Origin of the sequence: Streptomyces mexicanus (assembly GCF_902506575.1) — a bacterium.
Taxonomy (GTDB): Bacteria; Actinomycetota; Actinomycetes; order Streptomycetales; family Streptomycetaceae; genus Streptomyces; species Streptomyces mexicanus.
Map to the genome: position 1 here is coordinate 4,601,531 of NZ_LR732544.1, position 3,930 is coordinate 4,605,460.

The window sequence follows — 3,930 nt, forward strand, 5'->3', positions numbered from 1 at the left end:
GTCGCATCCGTGCACGTCGTTCGACAAGTGGCAGCTGATCCCGGTGGCGCAGGCGGACGGCTCAGAAGAAGGTACGGCTCAGAAGAACGTACGGACGTAGTCCACGACCGTGCCGTCCGCCTGCGCCACCGGGATCAGCTGCCACTTGTCGAACGACGTGCACGGATGCGACAGCCCCAGCCCGATCCAGTCCCCGACCCGCAGATCGGCCTCGGCGGTGGTCGCCAGCCAGGCGTGCTGGTCGGACAGACCGGTGACCGTGACGCCGGTCGCCGGGCGCTCGGCGCCGTCGCGGCGCACCACCTGGGCGAAGGGCAGGTGCAGGTCGTAGGCGGCGTCGCGCTTGCCGGCGTTGGCGAAGGCCTGCTCGGCGGTGGGGCGGGAGACGACCTGCGCCCACAGCCGGAACGCGGGCTCCAGCGCGCCCTCCTGCGGCACCCGGTTGAACGGGGTGATCTCCCGGTAGTGGCCGTCGTCGTGCGAGACGTACGCGCCCGAGCGCAGCAGCTTCAGCACCGGCAGCGACAGGGAGGGGATCTCGGCGAACACCTCCGCCACCGCGTCGAACCAGGCGCTGCCGCCCGCGCTGACCACGATCTCCTCGCCCCCGGCGAACAGCCCGGCCTTGTCGAGGTCGGCCGCCAGCGCCACCAGCCGCCGCAGATACGCCCGCACCCGCTCCGGATCCGCCCGCGGCACCTCGCCCTCGTACCCGGCGACCCCGACCAGCCGCAGCGTCCCCGCCCCGGCCACGGCCCGGGCGATCCGGGCGCACTCCTCCTCGGTGCGCGCCCCGGCGCGCGCGCCCTCGCCCGCGCCCAGCTCCACGACCACCTCGACGGGCCGCTCGGCGCCCGTGAGCGCCGCGTCCATCAGCTCCACCGCGCGCACGGAGTCCACGTAGCAGACGAGGCGGAAGGACGGGTCGGCGGCCAGCTCGGCGGCGACCCAGCGCAGCGCGGCGGCGTCCACCAGCTCGTTGGCCAGGAAGATCCGCTCGACGCCGAACGCCCGCGCGACGCGCACCTGGTGCGGGACGGCCAGGGTGATGCCCCACGCGCCGTGCTCGATCTGCCGCCGGAACAGCTGCGGCGCCATGGAGGTCTTGCCGTGCGGGGCGAAGGCGAGGCCGTGCCGGGCGGTGTACGTCTCCATCAGCCGCAGGTTGTGCTCCAGGCGCTCGGCGGACAGCGCGAGCACGGGCGTGGTGAAACCGCCGGTGAACAGGTTGCGGCGCTGGGCGGCCAGCTCGCCGACCGTCAGCCCGTCCGCGTCCGGGGGAAGTCCCTTGAACCGGTGGTCGACCCGTTCCTCGGCCAGACGGGCCAGCGCCTCGTTGCGCATGGAACCTCCCTGATCAGGTGCGTTGCAAAGTGTGCAACGCCCGTTGCATATGTCGTCATCTGCTGTCTAACATCTCGGCCACGCGAGGTCAACGAAACAGCCCCCGACGACGGCCGTCCGGCGGCCTCGCGGCAGCCTTGCGACCCCCCACCGAGGAGCGACGGACATCGTGACCACCAGCGGACGCAGCATCGGCCCCGGCGTCGTGGAGGTCGTGGACGTCGCGGCGCTCGGCGAGTCCATGGTCACGTTCCTGCCCTCGCGCCCCGGCCGCCTCGCCGACGTGCCCTCCTTCGACCGGGGCATCGGCGGTGCCGAGACCAACGTGCTGTGCACGCTCGCCGCCGCCGGGCACTCCGCCCGCTGGGTGAGCCGGGTCGGCGCGGACGGCTTCGGCGACCACCTGGTGGAGACGATCGGCGCCTGCGGCGTCGACGTCCGCTTCGTCGGCCGCGACCCGCACCGCCCCACCGGCATCTACTTCCGCACCGCCGGCGACCGCGCCACCGACGCGCACGAGGTCGCCTACTACCGGGCCGGTTCCGCGGCCTCCGCGATGGCCGTCGGCACCGTGGACGCCGAGGCGCTCGGCGCCTGCCGCGTCCTGCACCTGTCCGGCATCACCGCCGCCCTGTCCGCCGACTGCCTGGACCTGCTGCGCGAGCTGACGGCGCCGCGCCCCGACCGCCCGCTGGTCTCCTTCGACGTCAACTTCCGGCCCGGGCTGTGGCACGACGGTGCGGGCCCCGAGGTGCTGCTGGAACTGGCGCGCCGCGCCGACCTCGTGTTCGTCGGCGACGACGAGGCCCGCGCGGCCTGGGGCCTGGACGGCGGGCAGGAGATCCTGCGGGCCCTGCCCGGCCCGCGGACCGTCGTCGTCAAGCGGGGCGCGGCCGGAGCGACCGCCTACGACCGCGGCGACGCTCGGCCCCGGGAACTGAAGGCCACCGACGATGCGACCGCGCCCGACCGCGGCGAAGCCCGGCCCCAGGAGCAGGACGCCACGCACGGAGCGACCGCCAAACACCGCGGCGACGCCCGGCCCCCGGAGCAGGACGCCACCGCCACGTCCGTCCCCGCCCCCAAGGTCGACGTCGTCGCCCACGTCGGCGCCGGTGACGCCTTCGCCGCCGGGTTCCTCTCCGCCACCCTGCGCGGCCTGCCCGTACGCGACCGGCTGCGCCACGGCCACCTCATGGCCGCCGCCGCCCTCACCGTCCCCGGCGACCTCGCCACGCCCCCGGACCGCGACCACGCCGACCGGCTGTGCGCCCTGGACGAGGCCGCGTGGGAGAGACTGCGTCTCGGCCCCGGCTGGACGACAGCCGCCGCGGACGGGGCCGTTCAGGAGGGACGTACACCATGAGCCAGACCGTCGACCGCGCGCTGAGCATCCTGCCGCTGCTCGCCGAGGGCCCCGCCGACCTCGGACAGGTCGCCGACCGCCTCGGCGTGCACAAGTCCACGGCGCTGCGCCTGCTGCGCACCCTGAACGAACACGGCCTGGTCTACCGCCAGTCCGACCAGCGCTACCGCCTCGGCGCCCGCCTGTTCGCCCTCGCCCAGGAGGCGATGGAGAACCTCGACATCCGCGAGATCGCCCACCCCCACCTGGTCCGCCTGAACGAGACCTGCGGGCACACCGTGCACCTGGCGGTCTACGAGGAGAACGAGGTCCTCTACATCGACAAGGTGGACAGCCGCTACCCGGTGCGCATGTACTCGCGGATCGGCAAACCGGTCGCCATCACCGTCGCCGCCGTCGCCAAACTGCTGCTGGCCGATCTGCCCGAGCCCGAGCGCCGCGCCGTCGCCGAAAGCCTCGAATACCCCCTCTACACGGCCCGTTCGACACCCAACGCCGCCGCCTTCCTCAAGGAGCTGGCCACCGTGCGCGAACAGGGCTGGGCCACCGACCTCGGCGGCCACGAGGAGTCCATCAACTGCGTCGCCGCCCCCATCCGGGGCGCCGACGGCCGGGTGGTCGCCGCGATGTCGGTCTCCGCACCGAACGTCGTCGTCACCGCCGACGAACTCCTCACCCTGCTCCCGCTGGTGCGCCGTACCGCGGACGCCATCAGCGGCGAGTACTCCGGAAGAACCCCCGTGACGGACCCCACGAAGGACACCGCATGACCGAGAAGACCGCCCTCACCCCCAAGACCCACACCGTTCCGCCGGCGAAGTTCTCCCACGGGGTGAAGAAGGGCAACATCCTCCAGGTCGCCGGTCAGGTCGGCTTCCTCCCCCACGAGGAGGGCAAGGCCCCGACCCCGGCCGGCCCCACCCTGCGCGAGCAGACCCTCCAGACCCTCGCCAACGTCAAGGCGATCCTCGAAGAGGGCGGCGCCACCTGGGACGACGTGATGATGATCCGCGTCTACCTGACGGACGTGGACCACTTCGCCGAGATGAACGAGATCTACAACGCCTACTTCGAGGAGCAGGGCCTCACCCAGCCGCCCGCCGCGCGCACCACCCCGGGCCGCCCGGCGCCCCGCCCCCCCCACACCCCCCGCACCTCCTACACCCCCCTCCCCCCCGCCACCCCCGGCACGGCCGGGGCCCGCCACGCGGGCGCGCCAC

Annotated in this window: 3 protein-coding genes and 1 pseudogene; 3 read left to right on the forward strand and 1 reads right to left on the reverse strand. The window is 73.8% G+C overall.

All coding sequences use genetic code 11. From position 1 onward, the window contains the following. Window positions 1–78: 78 nt before the first annotated feature. Window positions 79–1,344: an alanine racemase gene (locus GV126_RS20710; RefSeq protein WP_159668967.1), complete on the reverse strand. Its 1,266-nt coding sequence runs from the start codon at window positions 1,342–1,344 to the stop codon at window positions 79–81. 169 nt (window positions 1,345–1,513) lie between these two features. On the opposite strand from GV126_RS20710, the gene GV126_RS20715 reads away from it, so the two are divergent. From GV126_RS20715 to GV126_RS20725, 3 genes and pseudogenes are all read left to right on the forward strand, one after another. Then, window positions 1,514–2,710, forward strand: a complete 1,197-nt coding sequence (locus tag GV126_RS20715) for a sugar kinase (RefSeq protein WP_159668970.1) — start codon at window positions 1,514–1,516, stop codon at window positions 2,708–2,710. Beyond that, window positions 2,707–3,480 (forward strand): IclR family transcriptional regulator, encoded by a 774-nt coding sequence (locus tag GV126_RS20720; RefSeq protein WP_159668973.1) that lies wholly within the window; start codon window positions 2,707–2,709, stop codon window positions 3,478–3,480. Before GV126_RS20715 ends, GV126_RS20720 begins: the two co-directional genes overlap by 4 nt. Then, window positions 3,477–3,824: pseudogene (locus tag GV126_RS20725) on the forward strand (RidA family protein); the annotation flags it as partial. The gene GV126_RS20720 and the pseudogene GV126_RS20725, both read left to right, overlap by 4 nt. Window positions 3,825–3,930: the final 106 nt, after the last annotated feature.